This is a genomic window from Psychrobacter sp. CX18 (assembly GCF_057396215.1).
Genome location: NZ_JBXYJH010000013.1, coordinates 1 through 20074, shown reverse-complemented (window position 1 = coordinate 20074; position 20074 = coordinate 1). Strand labels below are relative to the sequence as shown.

The 20074-nt window shown below is 36.2% G+C and carries 18 protein-coding genes; 3 read left to right on the top strand and 15 right to left on the bottom strand.

Annotation, left to right across the window (positions count from 1 at the left end; all coding sequences use genetic code 11):
- Positions 1–69 precede the first annotated feature (69 nt).
- Positions 70–357, top strand: a complete 288-nt coding sequence (locus tag AC2SLT_RS10785; protein ID WP_486547660.1) for a hypothetical protein — start codon at positions 70–72, stop codon at positions 355–357.
- 11 nt (positions 358–368) lie between these two features.
- Entirely contained in the window at positions 369–689 is a 321-nt protein-coding gene (locus tag AC2SLT_RS10780; protein ID WP_486547659.1) for a hypothetical protein, read from the top strand.
- A gap of 363 nt (positions 690–1052) precedes the next feature.
- On the opposite strand, the gene AC2SLT_RS10775 is transcribed toward AC2SLT_RS10780, so the two are convergent.
- From AC2SLT_RS10775 to AC2SLT_RS10765, 3 genes are all read right to left on the bottom strand, one after another.
- Complete coding sequence (locus AC2SLT_RS10775; protein ID WP_486547658.1) at positions 1053–1376, bottom strand: hypothetical protein; 324 nt, start codon at positions 1374–1376, stop codon at positions 1053–1055.
- Positions 1377–1963: 587 nt separating this feature from the next.
- Positions 1964–2893 carry a TIR domain-containing protein gene (locus tag AC2SLT_RS10770; RefSeq protein WP_486547657.1) on the bottom strand — a complete coding sequence of 310 codons (930 nt, stop codon included), beginning with the start codon at positions 2891–2893 and terminating at the stop codon, positions 1964–1966.
- Positions 2883–3185 carry a hypothetical protein gene (locus AC2SLT_RS10765; RefSeq protein ID WP_486547656.1) on the bottom strand — a complete coding sequence of 101 codons (303 nt, stop codon included), beginning with the start codon at positions 3183–3185 and terminating at the stop codon, positions 2883–2885. Before AC2SLT_RS10765 ends, AC2SLT_RS10770 begins: the two co-directional genes overlap by 11 nt.
- Before the next feature lie 208 nt (positions 3186–3393).
- Between AC2SLT_RS10765 and AC2SLT_RS10760 the strand changes: the two genes are divergently transcribed.
- Entirely contained in the window at positions 3394–3603 is a 210-nt protein-coding gene (locus AC2SLT_RS10760) for a hypothetical protein (protein WP_486547655.1), read from the top strand.
- A gap of 125 nt (positions 3604–3728) precedes the next feature.
- Here the strand turns inward: AC2SLT_RS10760 and AC2SLT_RS10755 are convergent, their stop codons facing one another.
- The 12 genes from AC2SLT_RS10755 to AC2SLT_RS10700 form a co-directional block, all read right to left on the bottom strand.
- Positions 3729–4076, bottom strand: coding sequence for a hypothetical protein (locus tag AC2SLT_RS10755; RefSeq protein WP_486547654.1), 348 nt, complete (start codon positions 4074–4076; stop codon positions 3729–3731).
- A complete protein-coding gene (locus tag AC2SLT_RS10750; RefSeq protein ID WP_486547653.1) occupies positions 4076–4432 on the bottom strand; it encodes a caspase family protein in 357 nt (118 codons plus the stop codon). Before AC2SLT_RS10750 ends, AC2SLT_RS10755 begins: the two co-directional genes overlap by 1 nt.
- A 208-nt stretch (positions 4433–4640) precedes the next feature.
- On the bottom strand, positions 4641–7073 hold the full coding sequence (locus tag AC2SLT_RS10745; RefSeq protein WP_486547652.1) for an FtsW/RodA/SpoVE family cell cycle protein: 2433 nt from the start codon (positions 7071–7073) through the stop codon (positions 4641–4643).
- Positions 7074–7184: 111 nt separating this feature from the next.
- Entirely contained in the window at positions 7185–9065 is a 1881-nt protein-coding gene (locus tag AC2SLT_RS10740; RefSeq protein ID WP_486547651.1) for a protein kinase domain-containing protein, read from the bottom strand.
- Positions 9066–9134: 69 nt separating this feature from the next.
- Positions 9135–10265 (bottom strand): PP2C family protein-serine/threonine phosphatase, encoded by a 1131-nt coding sequence (locus AC2SLT_RS10735; RefSeq protein WP_486547650.1) that lies wholly within the window; start codon positions 10263–10265, stop codon positions 9135–9137.
- A 13-nt stretch (positions 10266–10278) separates the two neighbouring features.
- On the bottom strand, positions 10279–11676 hold the full coding sequence (locus tag AC2SLT_RS10730; protein WP_486547649.1) for an FHA domain-containing protein: 1398 nt from the start codon (positions 11674–11676) through the stop codon (positions 10279–10281).
- Between the two features lie 53 nt (positions 11677–11729).
- A complete protein-coding gene (locus AC2SLT_RS10725; protein ID WP_486547648.1) occupies positions 11730–14324 on the bottom strand; it encodes a penicillin-binding transpeptidase domain-containing protein in 2595 nt (864 codons plus the stop codon).
- Between the two features lie 166 nt (positions 14325–14490).
- Positions 14491–15516 (bottom strand): caspase family protein, encoded by a 1026-nt coding sequence (locus AC2SLT_RS10720; RefSeq protein ID WP_486547647.1) that lies wholly within the window; start codon positions 15514–15516, stop codon positions 14491–14493.
- Between the two features lie 253 nt (positions 15517–15769).
- Positions 15770–16189, bottom strand: coding sequence for a caspase family protein (locus AC2SLT_RS10715; RefSeq protein WP_486547646.1), 420 nt, complete (start codon positions 16187–16189; stop codon positions 15770–15772).
- A 395-nt stretch (positions 16190–16584) separates the two neighbouring features.
- Positions 16585–17472 (bottom strand): OmpA family protein, encoded by an 888-nt coding sequence (locus tag AC2SLT_RS10710; RefSeq protein ID WP_486547645.1) that lies wholly within the window; start codon positions 17470–17472, stop codon positions 16585–16587.
- Positions 17473–17610: 138 nt separating this feature from the next.
- Positions 17611–19338, bottom strand: a complete 1728-nt coding sequence (locus AC2SLT_RS10705; protein ID WP_486547644.1) for a caspase family protein — start codon at positions 19336–19338, stop codon at positions 17611–17613.
- 68 nt (positions 19339–19406) lie between these two features.
- The coding region (locus tag AC2SLT_RS10700) for a caspase family protein (protein WP_486546315.1) at positions 19407–20074 on the bottom strand (668 nt) is incomplete at its 5' end.

Below are 20074 nucleotides of genomic sequence, written 5' to 3'. Positions count from 1 at the left end.
ACTTAAATAGGGTTGCCACCGAACAAGATAAGTCAGTTAATTTTGACCAGAAAAGCGAGGAGCAGACCCATGAAAATAATTAATTATGATGAGCTACTTGCAGATCACAAACCAAAAGGTTATTTCAGTGATGAAGCCAATAGGCTTGCCAATATATTGATACATGAATATTGTATTCAAAAAGATAATGGACTAGCTCGCTTTTTAGATGTGGATAGTTGTTTTGACGATCATACGGCTCTTAGGGTCTGGGTCCAAAGACAATTAGAGACTCAAGAAGATTATATAACCGATGAGCTGCTTTTAGAGTTGCAAAGTCGACTTTATCAGCTTATTCCACAGACTGACTATCGATAAGGAGAAGAGGTATGAGCTTGAAACTTATCTATAGTCCTATGACGTGTGAAGCTGTCAAACAGCTATGTCAGGATTACTGGTCTTTTGACAATAATGGCGGTTATATTGCCTATGTCAAAAATCTATGTCAGGAATATAATGTTTCGCCTAATGAGCTTTTCGTAGCTATAAGCACCTGTCATGTTTATATTGATGATGTACGTTGCCAATATTGTGGTAGTTGCTGTCCAATAGAGGTACCTGCTGATATTCCTTATATGCGTTCAAAGAGTTCTTGGTTTTGTGAGGCCTGTATTAGCTTTTCAAGAGGGCAGGTATTGGTTCGAAAATAACTAGTTGTTCGATATAAAAACCAGATAGCTTAAAAGCTATCTGGTTTTTTATACTGTTTAAATAAGATTACTATAAACAGAGAAATTGATTGATTTCTACCAAGTTTAGGTGTATGGATTTGATGATAGGACTCAGAAATCTATACGAGTTTATTTATCCTATTGAAGACTCAAGTCAATTCTGTATCTTAATAGGTGGTAATAGTTATCAAATGGTATTGGTGATGAGTTTATAAGTTGGCAACGTAGATTGTGCCAAGCTTTAGGTATTATTTAGCTCTGTTATCACAGAGCCATGGAAATAGAAAAGCCATCAAGATTAATCTTAATGGCTTTTCTACATCTAAAATAATAAATTACGTGTTAAGCGATATTATTACTTGGGTATCTGCTGTCATAGCGATTTAAAAAGTCCTGAACAGACTCAAGCTGTTTATAGGCCTTTATCGTATCGCCTTTGATGAAATACTCTTTAACATGAACTTGCTTGTTCTCTTTGGTCGTAGTATATAAAAATTTATCTTGAATATCCCAACCGTCAGAACGAAGCTCACAAAACCGTGCGCCTGAGCCGCAGGTATCAATTTCATGAAAAAGCTGTTTGTTACGCAATCTTGCACCTCGTAACAACCTATATAGAATATGCCCTTTGTGGGTTGAAACGCTTGGTACTTTCGTGTGGTTCATAATGAACTCCTTAAAATCAAAGTAAGGAGCATATAAACGCATATACAAAAATAACCACTTTTTTTTGGTGTTTACTTGAGTAAACATGTCAACATGTAGTAAAGTATAATTTCCACGTTATAAATCATTACGTACTGACATGAGCATCTATATGCTCGTTTTAGTATTTAGTGATTAAAAAAGAAAGAGGGCTATCAGAAATGGTAGCCCTCTTTTTTTGACCACTAATTATAGTATATCGTCTTTTTTCAATAAGTCCAACTAAAAATAGTTCAATTTGCAAAGAATTTGCCTATTACAGGCGTTTAAATGGTTTTTTGGTGTTATACCACTATAAAAGAATAAAATGCGCTGTAGCCTGTTTTTGACAATCTATGACAATCTATGACAATCTATGACACTCTATGACACTCTATGACACTCTATGACACTCTATGCCACTCTATGACACTCTATGATATGCATTAAAAGACCTTATTAATGCTTTAAAACAAACCAATTTCAATTACCCTTGTTATTAACAATTATTGAATAGCAATCCACCTATTCCAGCAAATAAATCAATTCAATTGACTTTTTTGACAGGTTTATCCTAAAAACTTTAAAAGTCTATCGCTATCTAAATCATATCCTGCCTCTCTAAGTTCCTTAGATAGTATATGCTTCCAAGCCCCCCTTTCGTCTAGAGGGTTCCAAACAACGCCACTGAAATCTGTTGGAATTTCCAAACTTCCTGACTTAAAGGCACACACTCTATTTCTACCAAGCTTACCCATAAAGTAACCGAGCTCTAAAATGACATTTTGACGCGCACGATACTGAAGATTATCTTCTTTTTTTGATTTACCCAAATCATCGGGAGTCAGCAATATAACGGCAAAACCCACATCCGAATAATGTTCTATTTTTTCAATGATTGTTTTATTCCCACTCGCTTGTTCATGTAGGATAATTGCATCAAACCCATTTTTCTCCAAAAAACGTGCAACTTTTTCTTTTGCAAAGTCATCATGCCCATGAACTATAAATATTCTTTTATTCACTTGCTGCTCCGCCTGAACAGTAGCTATTTCGAGCTTAGGATTTATGTCCCCACTCGCTGCGATATAATCCTTATAATCACGTACAAAAGGTATAATCAAGTTTCTAACAAGATTATGTATACATGATATTATTTTACCCCCGCGGCTATGAAAGAAAAGATAAGCAAAGTTAGAGGCAAAATCTAAATCATTTCCGAGCTTTTGAATTAATAAAAACTTTAGCCCTAAATCATAGTTTTCATTACCAGTCCATAGTAGCTTGTTTGTACCTATCATGCCTTGTTGAGTTTCATAGCTATCTTCTAGAAACTTATCTAAATCTACGTTTTCAATTAGCTTTTCATTATAATACTCTAAATCATCATGCCTTATTAACTGTGCAAGCTTTTCTAATAAGCCTTCGTAAGTTTGACTATGCGAAGCTTGTAAATCTAGTACTGTATTATCAATCTTCTTGAATATATCAATTGCCATTGCTTCCTTCCCTTTTACCAACTTCAAGCCTTTCTTCACTCGCTTTATCTATAATCATTTGTCTGTAAGAAGATTTAATGCTATCAGCCATCTCTAAAGCTACAGAGTTTGATGAATAGTTTTCGAATTTCTTGTCAACCATGACTTCCATTTTAATAATGGCCTGCTCAATGCTCTCCGCGCTTTGTGAATTGAACTCTATGGTACCTAACTCTCCGTCCAATTCAGTCGATAACTTTTGAAGATCATTCAATGTCTTTGTGAGCTTATCTAAACCTTTAATCTCAAACATAGTGCCTCCTCCTGTATTATGACTATCATCTCTATAAAGCTATAATATCAGTTTAAAAGCTGAATTAAATATATAGAATTGCTAGATGCGACACTATATGTCGTAAATTCTGTATTTAGCATTGCTCAAGAGTAAACCACTTGCCATAATGCTTTAAGCATACTACGTGTTTATCTTTTAGCCATATCTATATCTATTAGAACGTACCATGACTGACATCCATACCGAAACACTGTTTGACGAAACCGAAACTGTGAACAGCAAACAAATAGCTGTTTTAAAGAAGCATCTCCCTCAGTGCTTTGATAATCATGGTCATTTTCAGCCAGAAAAGATGATGGAGGTTGTAAAAGCGAATGAAGTGGAGATAGTCACCTATAAGTTCAGCAACTATCAAATAGGTTCATGCCCACCCTAACAACTCTCTTAAATCTCGTTAGATATCAGGAATGGCAGCAGGAACAATTAATAGGGACTATAAGTAAGCAGCGATAGGGTAGCAATATGCTGTTTGAATCGAGATAACATTAACTATCGATTCCGTTATCGAGGCACAATATTGAAATGTAAGCTGCTACCAACCTTACTGTAGGAGGGTCTTTGTTGGTAATGAGTAGTTTCTCTAACATCTTTTTTAATAAATGAAGCTAACTCAAAACTATCCAATATGTCATCATCATTCTTATCAGCCTTACCACTAAAAGCATCTATGATTGAATGGTTAAAGACACTGCCGTCTATACCTGCTAATGCATGGCTATTACCGCTAGTTGCATTAATCACTAGAATGTTATTTGCAATAGAGTCGACATTTCTAAAAAATAAATGGGCGTATTCAGCATCCAAAATAACAAGCTTGTTTTGTGCAGGTATGGCACTAAGTTTCGTCATTAATAAGCTTGCACTGATTCCAAAATTTGTATAACTTTTTCATAACTAGTTGTGTCGGTGTCTGAAGTTATTATTAAGCTGTTAGATAAGTTATTATCAGCATGTCCTGAATAATAGAATACAAAAGTATCATCTTTAGCGACGGTCAAGCTTATTTCATCTAATGCTGTAAGTATAGATTGTTTTGTTGTCGATTTGGATGTATTAAGTAGTTTAATATCTCCCTTGGGATTCGATTGACTTTTAATGATATTGTTTATAGCTAGCGCTTCATTGCTAGCCCCATATAATGTTATATTTGGGTCTTGATAATCTTCAATACCTATAATCAAAGCATGAAGTTTTGAGTTTTTCATATTGTTGTAAAAGTATTGACCTGAAGGAGTGCACTTATTAGACGCTTTATCCACTATACACATGTCTGAATATGCATTGAAAGACAACCCTAAGAATAAACAAAGAGTGCAAGTTTTTTTTATAATCGGTAGCATTATTAAATTCTTAAGCTGTTTAGATAGATACTTAATGTATTAGGTTTTAAACATATATTTGATAAATTTAAAATTATGTATTTCGATACCGTTGTAGAAATAAACCAATAAGTATAGCCGAAATGATTAACTCCACCTTACCATAGCTAAATAAAGGTAGAGTAATGCCAGTTAACGGCGTCACACCAAAATTACCCATAATACTTAGCGTTATTTGCGTTAATATAAAAAATGCCCAAATTAGAACGGCCCAGGCATAAAAATGGGAAGTCTCTTGATGAGGATTCTTATTTAAAGGTAGTGCACCTGTCGACTTTATGTGTGGGACGCATAATGACAGTAAAAATGTAATATAGGCTATAAAAAGTAAGACCAACTTACCTGCACCTAATACACCATATAATGCCATTGGATAATAATCACTTTGTGTCTGCGCAGGCACACCTCGGAAGTCTCCCTGCCAATCGGTATTGCCCAACCCATAGCCACCTGATGGTACTGCATCTATGAAATACAATAGCATAGAACGTTGGTCATTAGTGCTTGAAAAAGGCACATTCATTGATACCACACGCTCGGCACTGCGGAACGATCCATTGGACGCCAATACATAAAATCCATATTTAAGTAAAACTATTGCTACTAAGCTCACTGCAAATAATGCACCTAGATATTTAAGCTGTGTTAAACCAGGTAGTTGTCTAAACTGTGCGAACGATTTACTAGGTTTAATAAAGAAATAACCAGTAGATAATTTACGAACTGCTACCTCACACATAAGCAATATGAATAGACCATAACTTAATATCATGATTGGTCCAAAGTCTAAACTCACTGCCTGAATTGCCAACGCTAAAGCAATACTAAATGCGATTAGCATATTGGTTTCAGAGAATAACTTATATTGCTGGCTGGCTAGACTTTGAGATAAAAAATAAGCAATCAGGAAAATAAGTGCAGTACGGGTCAATACAGATACAAGCTGATTAGGCAGAGTAAAAGCAATAAACATAATAAGTAATAGCAAAATTACTAAACCAATTAATGACAATATGATATTTAATGTGCTAATTTTGACTATCGCTGAACTATCATTAGGTTTAAATTTTTGTAAAAGCAAAGAAAAGATATTTCGATAATGGCGGAAAACTACCCATAAAAGTTGCATAGTATGAAACAGAGAACCGTATAGCAACCCTGAAATAGCGATAAATGCAAAGAATATGAATAAGTATTCTGACTGATACAGTGCGAGGTATAAATTGCTCATATACCCACTGTTGATACTCCAGTCAAATAGCACAAAGTAGCCAACACCAGTGAGTAATACTAATAGAGGATAAGATAAGACACTGACGAGTGAAACTTTGGTTAAGCCATCCTTTTGATTATCGCTATCAACCTTAGATTTAGATAATAGATATAATCCCCCAACTACCACTATGGATATGCTAAGCCATTTGACCATACCCATGCCAATAAGGTTTGGAATAATAAATCTATTAATGACAACATAGTTACCTACCCAAATGGCACTGATAACAATATAGCGAATTAAAAACGGAATATTGAGCCTTAATATCAGTAAACATACGTAACTAAGAATTGCTAAATATATAAAATAGAAATTAGCTTTATCTGTAAGTATATTTAGTTTACTGGTTTTTGGTTTGAAGTCTTGATACATATACATGTTCTGTATATCTTTCATCGTAGTGAGATACAGTTGCGCAGGACTTACATTAAAACTACTACAGGCTTCTTTTGCAGGTGAATCAGCGATTAATTCCCAAGTCGTTGGCATGATAATAGTACCAACTGATGTATCAGCATTCACCGTGCGAAAGTCGGCAAATCTATTGTACGGTGCATAGCCTCCTGTCAATAGCTCCGTTCTTAATATATTAGCTTGCGTCTGATTAATAGTTTTATTCTGCGCAAGACTGTTGATTGTGTACCAGCTACATTCTAAATGCATTGAGCCACTACGTCGAAGCTGTAAATCTTCAAATATAAACGCATTAATATTTGCTGGTCTACCTTGTGATTGCTTAGCCACCTCTTGAAGGCCTGTTTGAATATTGGCATAGGACTCTTGTAGTCTTTTGTCTATTTTAGCTTGGCTTAATGGTTCTGCAATTGGTGGTGCTTTGCCCATATTCTTTAGTAAACCGTACCATCCAAGCTTACTTTTTAATTCAAGCAAGGTGAGACTATCCGGATAAATAGATTGACACTTCGTGACTTCATCGCTTGATAAATTTGGTTGATTACTAGAATGTTTGCATAAACTCTCTAATGATACTTTTGGTAGTGTGTTCGATTTAAAGTGGTCATTTGCTAGCCATTGACTATAACTATAAGTGGAGGTGACATCAGTTGTGGTTTTCTCAATACCGCTAAATTGAAACCAAAAGAATAAAATAAAACAAACCATAGCCAATAGCGTAGCTTCGACAAAGTTGGTTAATAGCTTTGTGAGTAAATCAACAGCTTTTTTTTTCATTTTATGGTCTCAGTAGTAGTCTTATCTTGTATTTTTATAGTCAAATAATAATTTAAGTGTTGAAATTTAACCTTTATATTTTGATTTATTTCAAAGTCTAAAAGTAATTTTTTATTCAAGTGAAGATAATATGTCATCCAAAGTAACGTCTTGATCTGTGTTATGAGAGTCCTGATGATCAGAATCTACTACTGGGGCTTGTATAACTTCGCCATCTAAAATATCTTCTAATGTAATATCTCCATTAGGCTCTGCAGGTGCAGGTGCAGGTGCAGGTGCAGGTCGTGGTGTAGGTGTTGGTTTAGGAGTAGGTGTTGGTCGTGGTTTAGGAACAGGTGCAGGTCGTGGTGTAGGAGTAGGTATTGGTTGTACAGGCTCAGGGGTTGGTTGTATAGGCTCAGGGGTTGGTTGTATAGGCTCAGGGGTTGGTTGTATAGGCTCAGGGGTTGGTTGTACAGGCTCAGAGGTTGGTTGTACAGGCTCAGGGGTTGGTTGTATAGGTTCAGGAGTTGGTTGTATAAGCTCGACATTAGATCGGTTTATAGTAGGCACTACCATGTTATAGAGAGCATACATCCCAACTATAGTAAAAATTAATATTAAAAAAATTATCATTATTTTTTTATTAATTTTAGTTGATTTATTATTTCTTGAAGTTTTCCTGGTATTTAGACCGAATGGATCATGTTTGTCTATTGCAGGTTTGGGCTGATGTTCAGGAGGTATTATGTCTACTTCAGGCAATGCTTCGATACTATCTATTGGGTTATTATCGTAATTCTGTACAGTTCCAGTTGACTTGCCAGATGGTCGACTTTCTATGGTTTCAGGCTTGTTTATATCAGTGTAAGGGTGATCATTTGCTTTATTTTCGTATAGTTGGTTTGATGTTTCGAGAGACTCTGGATCAGTAGCACTAGTTACAAATGTAGATCCTGTTTCTTTGATTTCGGTAGGGTCAGTAGTGATTTCTTCAATGGTCGTATTGCCTTCAATGGGTTGTGGTTCACTGTATGCTGTCACCCTTAAGTCCCAGTCATAAATCTGACCAAGATTGACTGAAAACTGAAAAGGGTTTGGCTTGTCTTTTAAACCAAGTTTATCTATCGTATTCGCTAATCTAGATATTAAACTAGTGTGGGTATCTAAGCTTCTTTCAATCGATGTTTCGAACCTTAGAAGAATTTGTATAAAAGACTTGATTTCTGAGGTTATTTTTTGGTTAGCTTCATTAGTGATATTAATCGCAGGAATTAATTTACCTTGATACTCCTTAAGTATCGACTGCAACATCTTACCTAAAGCAAATAAATCCACACCAAAGTCCAATTCATTCTGTGCTTGTTTATCATCCTTTTTTATAGCAGATTTTAACCTTGGTGCTTGATATAAGTTTGTATCTTCATTAACACTAATACTGAGGGGTCGTACGATTGGTATTTGTTCAGAAAAAGCCATATCAAAATCAATGAGTTTGAGACTGTGAAAGTCTAAAGTATATTGGCCATTGATTTTAAAAGTAGGAATACAGATATTATCAGGCTTAATATCAAGATGGATGATACCTCTTGAATGTATCTCTTTGAGTGCGATGAGACAATATTGGAATAAATAGACGAACTGTGTTGTTTCTTGCAGTATGCCATTTAAGGATACATGGTCGTCATGATAGCTACTGATTGTACAGTTTTTAGGAATAATATTTACCCAATCGCTTACATTAAGCCCAGCATCCTCAGTACGTAGATATTGTCGCAAAGTACTTATATTATCAATAGCAACATCCCAGACATGGTTTAACTCCTTCATCGATGACGAAATCATTACTTCACGTTGTGCAGTTTGATTTTTACTATAATCAACATATTCTTTATCGTAGAATGTTCTACCATTTTCTTGTATACGAATAACTCTTGCATTGGCGTTGTCTGCAACAATCAGCTTTTGCGACTTATCAAAAAGTATTGCTATAGTAAGGTTATTATCATCCATAGGGCTCTCGAAAATTTGGGGTGCTTTGATTATCTAAGTCATTATTCATTCTATATCTATTTATGCTGACTATTTAAGGTAGTCTAATATAGCGTCCAACAATCCATACTTTCCAATGAATATACCAAGAATAGTAAACAATATTGCTATAGACCAGACTTGTAGTGGCAATGCACTCTGATGTTTAGTTTCTATCGGGTTCTTTCGTACACTTTTTTGATCCAGATCGAAGTTTATAGAGCTTTGAATAATCATGTTATTAGCAGAGTCTGCACTATGAGGCTCTTTAATCGATACAATGGGTGAATCTGTATTCTCAATTATTCTTGATAAAATTAAAGCTGTACAGTCATCATGGCTGTTATTATTTTTTGCTAAGCTTATTAAATTAGTACAGATATCTTCTAAGTTTACATCTTTATTTAAAAGCTTTTGACATTCCGCTTGAAGCTGTTGATGCGAGACAAAGTTATGAATACCATCACAGACTATCAATAGGTGCTCAGCATGTTTTAGATGCAGCTCTTTTATTTTGGGGTCTCCCATCGTATTGAAGCCAACAATTCTAGCTAAGTTGTCCTGCTTACCACTAGGTGACTGCTCTTTCAAATTCTCATAGGTTTGATCAATAGTTAAACCTTTTAAGAGTAGCCCATCTTGTTGGCGTTCTGCTCTACTATCAGGGTAAATGTGATAAATTCTCACATCACCCACCCATGAGTAATAGCCTTGACCTGTTGAACTATCCAGCCATATACCAGCAAAGGCACAGCCACCTCTTTTGTCGGTACGCTCACTAATACTAGCTGTGACTTGTTCTTCAGCTACAGTCAGTATTGTTTGTATATCTGATTTAGTTTTCCAGCATTTTTGATTTTTACAGCACTCAATTACAGTTTGAGAGGCAATATTACCGTGGACACCGCCACCAACGCCATCTGCAACCCCAAAGAAAAAGTCATTAAAACCAGCGTAATCTTCATTATCATCATGATAGACGCCCTTTTCGGAGGCATAGTTGGCTTGTAAAATGCCAGTCGATGGGTATTGTTCATCCAATGTTGGTTGTGTCTTCGTAGAAGTAATCTTACAAAGTTCTTTTGCACCAGGTTTATCTTCAACGTATTCACTATTGCTGCTAGGATTAGTTACTTCAACGAGCATTGGAAGATTTGATGAGTTAGGGTGGGAATGAGTCATATCTACTATTCAATTAAGTGTTAAGTGCAGACGGATCAGTAATCTCGACGGCAAAGCTTTTAGAGGCTACATTAAAGGTAATTTCAGGATAAATACCGTATTCTCCTGTAGCAATGCCCTGACCTGTTCCAAGTCGCAAACTGGTTAATCTCTTTATAACTCTTGACTCATGCAACCTCATGATATCTGTTCCCTCAACTAATACAGGACTATTACTCAAACAGGTGATGGACCATTGATTACCATTTTTATGTACTCTTAAATGCTTTCTGGAAAACTGAGGCGCTCCAGTAGAGGCATCGCCAAATATTTGTACATCTGCATCTTCTCCTCTGCCTATTATAAAATCTTGACTTGGGGCAGTTATCACACGAGCCTCTGCACCATGGTTTAAATGGTCTTGAATGGTCAACTTCATATCTATATTTGATGTGCTAACTTCTTTAAGACTACTGACATTAAATTGATCCGATAAAGCATCAAACTCTTGGTCATAGTAACTAAAGAGTAATTTTACTTGCCATTTTTCGTCGATAAGTTTTGTATTGGTTTCAGTATTAAGGTTGGCAAAAGGGTTGGGCTTTTTATTATTATTTTGGTCGACTTCAGGTATTATCTGTACATCTTGAACATTAAAGAAGTTTGCAACAACAGGAGAGATACTTTCCATAACCTGCTTCAAATATATAACTTTGGCTTTATCTCGTGAGTATAAAGTTAAAAAGGCTTTAAGTTTATCAATAGTGTCAAGTTCACTATCAATGGGTTTAATACTAATTTGGTTTAGTTTACACATCACCCTAAAGCCAGCACTTTCGGCTGTTTGATTAAGCCTTACGAGACGAGAGGCAACTTCATTGATTTGTACTTGCATGCATTCAGACAGTATCTCATCAAACTGTATTGATTTCGTACTCATCCGATTATCATCTTGAGCTATATTGTCAGAGGCGTCACTTTGCGGGTTAGAATCTTCATCATTCGGCATTGATGATTGTTTGCTAGAATCATGGGAATCTATTGGTTTAGCTTGGGGAGAGACATCGTCAAAAAACTTATCGATAAGAGTAGATATAATACTTTTTTTACCTTTGGCTTCTTCCTTTTTTAGTTTTTTTTCATTATAAATGATTACTTTGAGTTTAGAAGAGTCATGAAATTTAGGCTCATCAAAAATCATACCATTTGCTTCGCAATATTCTGCTATCTCTCGAATCGTAGAATGAATTTTAGAAAACTCTGCATCATTAAAGGCTTCTTGATTCGGGTCAAATGTATTAGAAAGTAACAAAGAGACTCTTACTTTAGTATGAAAATAATCTGATTGTGTTTTACGTATGAAGTCAATAATTGATTGCTTATGCTTAGCATAAGGTGGGGCGTAGAGCGAAGATACAATTTCGGATGTCATAGAGGTTCCAATGTAATAATTAGCAATTTTAACGACTTAGATTGTGTTATATGTTAAGGGTTATTAATTGACTGCGATTGATTAATATTTTTAGCTTGCATAGCATTTAGTCTATTATTATTAACTTTAATAAAGCTAAAAGCAACGTACGCCGAGTTGTTACGCTCATTAGTAATATTACTCTGACCTTTTAGCCAATTGCGCTCGGTTAAAACCACCATAGTTTTGTCAAAATTAGCCATAGTTGGATTTGATTTGAATGCGCTGGCATACCATTTCAGTGGACGTTGATTTCCATTATTCTTAAAGGTCGGTGTCCCTGTTTTACCCGCTACTTGAGTCATAGCGTTACATTCAGTTGCAGAAAAACTATATTTACAACCACTATGACCAGTTCCACCAGCGTGTGGATTGGCACTCATCATTGATAGTAGCTCACTTGCATCTGTTGAAGAGATAGTGATTGGGATATGCTGTTTATAAATCTGCTGAGTCTCTAGTAATTGTGGTGTCTCTCCTTCAACATCTACAAATTTATCAACCAGATGTGGCATAATCTGCGTGTTTTTGTTAGAAGCAGCATTTACAATGTGTGCATAGATACCTGCCACACCAATAGGAGACACTCGAGAGCTACCTTGCCCAAGTCCCAGTGTACTATTAAGGTCTGCTTGATTATTACGATATAATGTTTTACCGTTTGATATACTTTTTTTCAGATTAAAATCTTCTGTTAACGCTATACCATAAAGCGCATCAGCATTTTGTTCTACACCATATCGATAGTATAAGGTAGGTGTCTGTGGCACTTTACCTTGATTGTATTCACCCAAATCCACATAGCTTAGATTTCCTAGAGTCAAATCTGCCATACCACAGCCAAGGCTATTATTTATCGCCCAAGGGTTATTGTTATCTGTCATGGTACAGTCTTGATTGGCACCCATGCTTGTTGCAATGCTGACAATATCTTTGGCAAATGGACATTCATTTAGTGGGACGTTATAAGCCATTTCACAAAACAGGCGCTTGGTATAGTTGGGAGAGTTGGAACTAATTAAGTCTGTTTTGAGAGCTGATTTGTGCGAGTCATTGTAATAAGGTAAAAATGCTAAGGTCATTAAAGGCTTCACAGTAGAGGCAGGTTGCGCCTCTCCATAAAATGCGAAATTATTTAGCTGGTCTTGAGAGATACGAGGCTTATAGTTTACTGTAGGACATCCATCCATAGCCTCTCCAGAAGTATGATCGTTCTCAAAACACTTACTGTAGCTACTGGCTAGGGCTTCTATGTTTCCAGTTTTAACATCCATAATGGCAATACCCACTCGTCGCGTGGCTGCATCTTCATAGTAATTTTTCATATCAGCGGTATTGATACCCAGTCCATCACATACCTCAAGGTTGCCTGTATAACAAGTGGCGACCTGTTGAGCCATCGCTTGCACCTCAGGTACAATTGTACTTTGAACGTGCAATCCAATAGGATAATTAAATCCATTTATTTCAATCGTATTATTTTTCAATATATCAGTAACATCGCCATCATCATTAACCTCAAATAACTCGCCTGCCTTACGCAGTGGGTTAACAGCACGCATCATCAAATCAAAATCATCGGGAATACCCCAAGCCATATTTTGTAAATCAGTCGCTGGACGCTCACCAGATCTTATAGCGTGCGATGGTACAGGTACAGTAGAAGTAGTAGAAGAATTACTATTTTGAGTGGTCGCTTGTTGATCAACTTGAGTATTGCTATCTTTAACAAATAACGCTTCACAATGTTTATCTAACTCGGTATGAAGATTTGATCTACCTCGTTTATTGGATAGTATATAAGTATGCCCAGTCAAAGAGTCCGTACCAAAGGCAATGCAACCACTTAAGCCCGACCAAGGGTTACGTACTGCTAACGCATTGTCTGCAAATAGTACTTGCCTATACTCGACGTGACAGCTACTGGCAGTTGCAGGCATAACCTCACCTATCTTTTCTTGGTCACGGTAAGCATCGCACCAGTAGATATTGCCTCGCTGCATTAAGTTTTCAGCAGCGGCATCAAACTGCTTGATACTAGATAAGATATGAAAAGGGGAGACGGTAACCGTGGCGCTACCATAGCTGTCTCGTATAGTCTGCTGTGTGCCAATCATTTCACAAGTATTATTCACAAACTCTGCTAAACCTAAATGCATCGGGCTATCAATCTTACCTTGGTTTACAGCCTTGATGGAGGCGTTATAAGTGGCTTGATTAAAGTTTTTGAGACGTTCTACTGCTTTTTGCAATTGACAATCAACATCACACCCTTTAGGTACTATGTTAAGTTTGATAAGATTGGCTTTAATAGAATTGGGGCTAAGATTGTCAATGACCTTACGCTCGCAATTGGCATCTTCGGCAAGCAATTGATAAAAATTTTCAAGTGTGTATTGCTCTGATGAGGTTTGAATATCGGTATCTAATGGCACTATAGATAATGCCATCACATCATTTAAGATAGCGGTATCGACTTGCGAGTTGTAGTAGGGTAGAGGCTCTTGCTTTTTATTAATGGTAAAAAATATCACCACTGTGATAAATAAACTTAGCAACACAAAAGTGCCTAGGTAATACCAATATAGATAGGGTGGTGATGTTTTCATATTGTTCCAAGAATAGTTTTTTAGCGCTATTTTTAATAGCAGGTTTATCAAAGTAATTTTTGAAAAGCTGTATATAGTAGGTTAAGTTCTCCTTATACTTAAGTCATAATACTAGAACAAACCTAGATATCTAAACATTTCGACTCAAAAACTGAATCTAGAAGATTTACTTAGGTATAGCCTCTATCATAGCTTCCATACTGAAAGCTATTTTCCCTTGTCTCGCACATCCATTTTCATCAACAATGTCTCTAATACTCGAATCAGTACATTGATCATACACATCTTTCACTCCATCATTATCTGAGTCTTTATTATAGTCGATATAAATATTAGAGCTAATCGTTGCAATATGCGTGACTTGAGCTTTTTCTGGAATTCGGGTGGCTGTGGCTAAACTCATATTAGCCGAAACAAGATAAGTATCATATTCCGCATCGCCCATTTTAGTCGGGCTTTGCTGGTTATTAGTTTGTCTTTTAACCTCATTTTTGACGTTATCAAACATCTTCAACAAAGGTACACTTGTTGCCTGCTCTAATTGATTGGCTAAGGCAATCGCATAGGGGCTATTTCTACCAGCAACGCCATCTTGCGCATATTGCCCTGTTTGGGTAGCGTAAGACACCAACAACTCGCTATCAGTTTGATAACTCTCAACCGCAAAGTTACGATTGCCACGTACACCAACAAAAGGATTATCCCGACACGCATCAAACATGACCAGACTGATACGAGGTTTTGCTTTCTTTAACGCATTAATCACTTCGTATGCTTCCACGCCATAGGCACGAATACTAGACTCACCTGTTATATTAGCATCCGTTGGTAGCAAAAAGTTTTGTTTATAATCGTCCTGCATACCGTGCCCAGAGTAATAGAACACAGCTGAATCTGCACCTTGTGAGTCTTCTCCAAACTTTTGAATGGCGCTTAACATCTTATATCTGTTAGCATTTTCTACGACAGTGACATCGAACCCTAAGCTAGATAGCTTTTGCTCAATTAGTTTGGCATCGTTTATAGGATTGGCTAAGTCACCACGTACGTAGTCTTCATTCGCAATAAGTAGGGCGACACGGTCTGATGCGTGAGCATAGTTTTGAAAAAAGGCAAATATGAAAATTACCGATATAAATAGTAAAACCTGTTTTCTTTTCAAACTAGGTAGGGTCGTTTGCTGTAGCAACATGGCTTTACTGTCTCCATCATGTGATTGGTATATATTCAGCTATTCTTTACAAGGTTGTTTTGAACTAAGTAAGTTTTATATAAATCAAATCTGCCATACATAAAAACTTAGCAGTTAGCTACACGCAATAAAACAAAAAAACATTAATACTAGATCTCTTGCATAAGTCTTCGCTAGTCATTGATATTAAGTTAATCAAAGTCAATAAAATGGTACTTTTGCAAGAGGTCTACTTTTGTTTGTTGGAAAAAAATCAGTTTATCTTATAAACTTCAAAGCTCTCACCAAAATTACGAATAAAAGGGGATTGCTGAAACCCAAGACGGCTAGATTGTATTTCAGTTTCATTTTTTGCATATCTGCCTATTTCACTAATTGATACATAATTATCAGCATCTAAGTCTAAAGCACTGCCTTTTAACCCTTTTAATAAGCTATAAGTAAATAAACCGTTTCCGTTAATACCGTCATAAGCGTATTGTGTTGCAGCTGCACCTGCCATCAAATGAAACCCCATATTTTTAGCTAACACACTCATACGAGCGTCGTATAACCCCGATATTTTTGAGTCGACCCCACCTGCATGGCATGTATCAAAAATAAATACTTGATTAAGTGCCGACACATTTTTGCCAATATCAAATATATCATTAGAATTAATAGTATTAGTCATGTTTTCACAACTATCTTAAGATTAAGTGGCCAGTAAGACACATCCCTTTAGAAAAAGAATTTTGATCGTTGGTTTTAGGGATTTAAACATTAGCATTCCTTCAATGTATTGGAATAGGGTTACTAATGGTATATATAGCTTTAACGTTACAAACAAAAAAAAGGGTTAAATTATTTAGTTTTTATATAACAAATTATTTAAATAGAAAGGTTTTACCATCAATATGAAGTTAGATAATAGATTTTCTCTTAGATCATACCTAACTAAAACGATTTCTAGTTAGGTATCTTGCTTGTGGGGAATTATTGGGTGTCTTGCGGGATGTGTCGTTAAACAATAATGGGTATAGGTGAGTTGTAACTCTTAAATAATGATCATTAAGGAGCTTGTCCAGACTACTCAATCTTGAACACCACTCTGCGATTTATTGCATGGGCATCAGCGGTATTAGCAGTGTCAATTGGCTGACTTTCACCTAGTCCTAATGAGGTGATTTTGGTAGAAAGAGCTGGTAACTGCCTTTGAATATATTTACTAACGGTCTGTGCTCGCTGTTCAGATAAGTTTTGATTGTATTCTTCTGTGCCCGTGGTATCCGTATGGCCAATAACTTTGATCTTCTGAATAGAGTCACTATTACCCGCTAAAGTACTTATAATTTGATTTAGTACAGCTTTACTGGTGGGAGTTAGTGATGAAGAGTTAGTTGCAAATTTAATATCCATGTCTATTTGCACACTTGGTGACGATACATTTTCATCAACTCCAACGAGAGCCAAGTTTTTATTACTAGGATTGTTCTTTTCATCAAGACTTTTCCTGAGCTCTTCTGCAGTCACAGGCGAAGTTGTTAACTGCTGTTTGGTTTTTTGATAGAGAAATTGATAGGCTTGTTCAGACTGCTCATCCCAAACCATACCGTTCGCTTTTAGAATCTGAACTTTATGTGCGTATTGGTTCACAGTTAAGCGTTCTCCTTGACTGTCATAAGCATACATTAAGCGCATTAAAACTTGGGCCTGCTTTGATTGAGAGTCGCTAATTAAGCTATTTAGAGTTCTAGAATATGTATTGATAGCTTGATCTATTTGTTGGTTTTCAAAATAAGCATCTCCTAACTCTATTAATATTTCATAGGTAGCTGAACAAGCTGAGGCTGCACTTTTGAGTAGTTCAAGCTTACTATTGATATTAGTTGTTATAATGGCCGAATTGTATTGCTCTATAGCTTTTGTATTATTACAAATGTCTGCTCTTGAGGATGTCGAAATAGCTAAACACATTATAAAACTCACACCTAGTACTAACCTTTTTAGAGGCTGATTTTGTGAGACATTTAATAAAATATAAAATGTATCTGCTTTAGATTTTCTATTTATCAATTTTCTATTCATTTTATTTACCCGTTAAAAGTAATAAGATTAATTGGGGAATGTATGTATGTTTAGTTCTCGCATAGTAGTCGCTTTCTTTTTAATAATATTGCTAAGTGTTTTTATTTCTGGAGCAGTTAAGGTAGAGTTACTACCTAAATATAATTTAGAGATTGTATTAAGCTCAGTCTCATTAAGAGGTTCAGATAAGGCAATAAAGATGATTTGGTCTTGACCAAATGGTGCTTGGATATGAATTTTGTCATCTTCTGGAAGGGTTTTTAGTTGGTTTGCAACTAACATTTTATTTTCAGTAGAATTAATAGGGTATAAAATGTTAATGTCGCCTTGGCTGGAAATATTAAATACTAATAAAGTACTGGGCTTATCAAATCTTACCGCAAACTGAATTTCGTCCCCTGCTTTAAAAACATTGCCTGCTGCTTCAGGGAGTGCGTTTACTCGCATATGTGTTGTGTCAGAGTTATTGGTTAAATGTGATTTTAGCCAGTAAGCAGTATTGATGCGGTTTTTTAGCTGATAATCTGTTGCATCTGTTAATATCACTGTTCCATTACCAGTAGATAGTTGCCAATCATTTGCTTTACGAGTTACGATAAAGTCAACTAATCCTTCATCAGTAGTTTCAAAAATACTATTATCTACTACTTTTTTAAAAGCAATGGGGTCATCTATTTTGATTTTAAGGCGGGTATTACTTACTTTATGTCTTGTTAAACTTTTATTGAGTCCAAATAATGGACGGTTCATCATATTACTATTATTTGAATCCACTAGGAGTGGTTGAAAGTGCGGTGTTTGTAACTCTTTTTCGCTAATCGGGTATTTGGTAATTCCCAACTTCATAGCATTCTCAAGGTCAGTATAACTAATAATCCCATCATTACCTCCAGCCTCTATTTCTCCGCTTAAAATGCGGATTAGCAGGTCAGAGAATAGTCCGTGAGGTTTATTATCAAATGTGGTGTTAGGGCTTTTGTTTAAAAAAGCCAAATTGATATCTTTAGCAGGTTGTGCCTTACTTGAAGCAGCGATGGTTATGGTATTGTGGTAAGGATATTTATCATCATTAAAACGAGAAGTATTAGAGTCAGAATATGCCTCAAGTTTTCGAGGAGAAATTTTACTAAATGGTAAAATGCGATTAGGTAAAAGACCCTCTTCTTTTACGCTTCTAAAGCTGTGCTCAGAAAAACATGCATCGATAATGCCCGTTACAAAGCGATCTTTCTCTAATTTTTGAATAATGGGTTTTAAATGATATTGACCAGTAATAAAATTATTTTTAACTGCACTTTCAATATCCCCTTTTAATAATGCTTTTTCAATTTTTTGAACATTAAGGTCATATGGTACAAAGGCTCCTGAATTACTTGATAGCCCATCTTTTAAGCTATTGCCCACGCCACCTTCATCATAAATACTAGTGCCGTGCCCGCTAAAATATATCAGTATTTCATCTCCAGATTGAGTTCTTCGCTCTAAGGCATTTAGGGCATTAAGAATACCCTGATGGGAGGCTTGTGAGTCAATTAAAGTTGTGATGTCTTCAGGCCTAAACTCCCATTGTTCTATTAATACATTTCTTAATGCCTGTACATCGTGCTTAGGGCCGTCTAGATCTTCTTTTTCTAAGTTCTTATAGTCACTTATTCCGACTAGTAAAGCGACATTTTTTGCATAAGCTATGGAGGTGGTCGATATCAAGGTAGTGATAAGCCCAAGTTGGACAATGGTTTTAAGTTTCGTAATCATAATAAACCTTATGAAATAATTGAAAAGTTGAAAAGAGTGTGGTGTCATTTTTAATGAAAAGGTTGTGATCAAAATACCTTAAACTCAAAGCCATTCCCCACCGTACTGGTTGTCGGATACTGCGGCTGACTAAACGCCTTTTGCGCGATAGTCGGTATCTCATCTTCAATATAACTCGACAGCTCACCCGTCTTCATATACCCATCCTTATTCATATCACCAGCACCGTTAAAGGCTTGCAATAACCCATAAGTAAACACCCCATGACCCTGATAACCCTCTAACGCCTTTTGCTTATCCGAGCTTGCCATAATCACCGTAGCCCCTGCCTTACGCTGCATCCGCTCTATCACCATTTGATCATCTAAGCCACGAGAGGCGATGAGCTGACCGGCATCAATAGAGCCACCACTATCACACGTATCTAGCAAGATAAGCTTTTTATCTGTTTGTACCTGTGCCAATAGGTCTTGTAAGTCCTCTGCATTAATCCCTGTTTGAGCAACTTTACTACTAGAGGTTGCCCCAACGTCAGAGGTAAATAAATGATAGCCTGTATCAGGGAAGTTATAACCATGACCTGCCACATAGAATACAAACACATCACCCATGTCTGCACTCGATTTAATCTCATTGACCTTATTGATGATATTGGCTTTAGTTGTAGAGCCAGCCGTGTTTAATAAGCTGATATGACCTTTATCATAGAGACTACCGACTTGTTTATTTAAGGTGT

Excerpts from the sequence above, each read along its gene's own strand:
- AC2SLT_RS10780 (WP_486547659.1), top strand. The coding sequence starts at position 369 with ATGAGCTTGAAACTTATCTATAGTCCTATGACGTGTGAAGCTGTCAAA.
- AC2SLT_RS10785 (WP_486547660.1), top strand. The coding sequence starts at position 70 with ATGAAAATAATTAATTATGATGAGCTACTTGCAGATCACAAACCAAAA.
- AC2SLT_RS10720 (WP_486547647.1), bottom strand. The coding sequence starts at position 15,516 with ATGTTGCTACAGCAAACGACCCTACCTAGTTTGAAAAGAAAACAGGTT.
- AC2SLT_RS10745 (WP_486547652.1), bottom strand. The coding sequence starts at position 7,073 with ATGAAAAAAAAAGCTGTTGATTTACTCACAAAGCTATTAACCAACTTT.
- AC2SLT_RS10760 (WP_486547655.1), top strand. The coding sequence starts at position 3,394 with ATGACTGACATCCATACCGAAACACTGTTTGACGAAACCGAAACTGTG.
- AC2SLT_RS10750 (WP_486547653.1), bottom strand. The coding sequence starts at position 4,432 with ATGAAAAACTCAAAACTTCATGCTTTGATTATAGGTATTGAAGATTAT.
- AC2SLT_RS10765 (WP_486547656.1), bottom strand. The coding sequence starts at position 3,185 with ATGTTTGAGATTAAAGGTTTAGATAAGCTCACAAAGACATTGAATGAT.
- AC2SLT_RS10770 (WP_486547657.1), bottom strand. The coding sequence starts at position 2,893 with ATGGCAATTGATATATTCAAGAAGATTGATAATACAGTACTAGATTTA.
- AC2SLT_RS10775 (WP_486547658.1), bottom strand. The coding sequence starts at position 1,376 with ATGAACCACACGAAAGTACCAAGCGTTTCAACCCACAAAGGGCATATT.
- AC2SLT_RS10725 (WP_486547648.1), bottom strand. The coding sequence starts at position 14,324 with ATGAAAACATCACCACCCTATCTATATTGGTATTACCTAGGCACTTTT.
- AC2SLT_RS10710 (WP_486547645.1), bottom strand. The coding sequence starts at position 17,472 with ATGTGTTTAGCTATTTCGACATCCTCAAGAGCAGACATTTGTAATAAT.
- AC2SLT_RS10715 (WP_486547646.1), bottom strand. The coding sequence starts at position 16,189 with ATGACTAATACTATTAATTCTAATGATATATTTGATATTGGCAAAAAT.
- AC2SLT_RS10740 (WP_486547651.1), bottom strand. The coding sequence starts at position 9,065 with ATGGATGATAATAACCTTACTATAGCAATACTTTTTGATAAGTCGCAA.
- AC2SLT_RS10755 (WP_486547654.1), bottom strand. The coding sequence starts at position 4,076 with ATGACGAAACTTAGTGCCATACCTGCACAAAACAAGCTTGTTATTTTG.
- AC2SLT_RS10735 (WP_486547650.1), bottom strand. The coding sequence starts at position 10,265 with ATGACTCATTCCCACCCTAACTCATCAAATCTTCCAATGCTCGTTGAA.
- AC2SLT_RS10730 (WP_486547649.1), bottom strand. The coding sequence starts at position 11,676 with ATGACATCCGAAATTGTATCTTCGCTCTACGCCCCACCTTATGCTAAG.
- AC2SLT_RS10705 (WP_486547644.1), bottom strand. The coding sequence starts at position 19,338 with ATGATTACGAAACTTAAAACCATTGTCCAACTTGGGCTTATCACTACC.